Annotated in this window: 1 protein-coding gene; it reads right to left on the bottom strand. The window is 46.5% G+C overall.

Going from position 1 to position 1113, the window contains the following annotated elements:
- A partial coding sequence (locus WCK19_RS18545; protein ID WP_342398895.1) for an acyltransferase occupies positions 1–1113 on the bottom strand: 1113 nt, incomplete at both ends.

The following is a 1113-nucleotide window of genomic DNA, read 5'->3' on the forward strand; positions in this document are numbered from 1 at the left end:
ATACCCGCGCCGGAGTTTCGTACCATTGGAAAAGAATAATCGAAAGAGTGGAGGTGACGATTATCATTGCGCCGTACAAAACATAAGCCGCTACCCCTGAAACGTAATCGCCAAACAGGTTGTTCATAACTAGAGTAACTAGCATGTGCAGCAGATAGAAGCTATAACTCGCTTCGCCCAACAGCACAAAAACGGGCGCAGACATTAGTTTGCTGGTACGGGTGTTATAACGCGCCAGCCAGAAAATTATTATCGCAAACGGTACGGCGTAAATAGTCCCCAAACGATAGATTTGCAGCACAGTTTTATCTATCGTCATTATGCCTATTACGCCAGCCAGAGAGATAAACGCCAGCAACGAAACCCAGCGCAATTCCCTTTTGCTCACCGGACGATACCGCCACAGCAAGAATAATTTCCCCGCTAGAATACCCATCAAAAACTCGCAGAGCCTACCGGGTCCTGTATAGTAGAAAATATGGTATTGGTCGTTGAAGCTCCAACCTCTTGCCAAGAGCAGCAAGCTGAACTGAATTGCCAATAAGCCCGCGCCCGTAAGTAGCAGTAGCGGTACAGTTTTGAGATAACGTATCACTAGGTAGAGCAGGAAGGGGAAAAGCATGTAAAAGAATATTTCTACGCTTACACTCCATGAAGGCACGTTGAAAAGTATAAAGTAGTATGGGTCGGAGATGTAGGTGTGGAGACCTAGCAGATGCAAAAGACTGTAAAAGGGACCCGCGACGGCGAAGCTATTTTTTAAGAACAAGCTCAACAGCAACGTCAGCAGATACACCGGATAGATGCGGGCAAAACGAGCAACCCAAAAGTTCCAGAGCCTACCCTTCAAGCCCTTTTGAAGAATCGGGTAGTAGGTATAGCAAAGGATAAAACCGCTCAGTACAAAAAACAGGCTTACCCCAATAAAACTATTGCGGATTAAGCTGTAAAAGTAGAGGGGCCAATCTCGCTCAATCGGCAGGTGAACAAATAGTACCATTAGCGCGGCAATAAAGCGCAAACTAGAGAGCGGGAGAATCTCGTTTTTGCCCCCCGCTACGATTTCTTTCTCTGTAGGCGCGGCTTTTTTAACCGACCATCTAATAAGGAAGC

Source organism: Candidatus Chlorohelix sp. (assembly GCF_037138995.1).
Lineage (GTDB): Bacteria > Chloroflexota > Chloroflexia > Chloroheliales > Chloroheliaceae > Chlorohelix.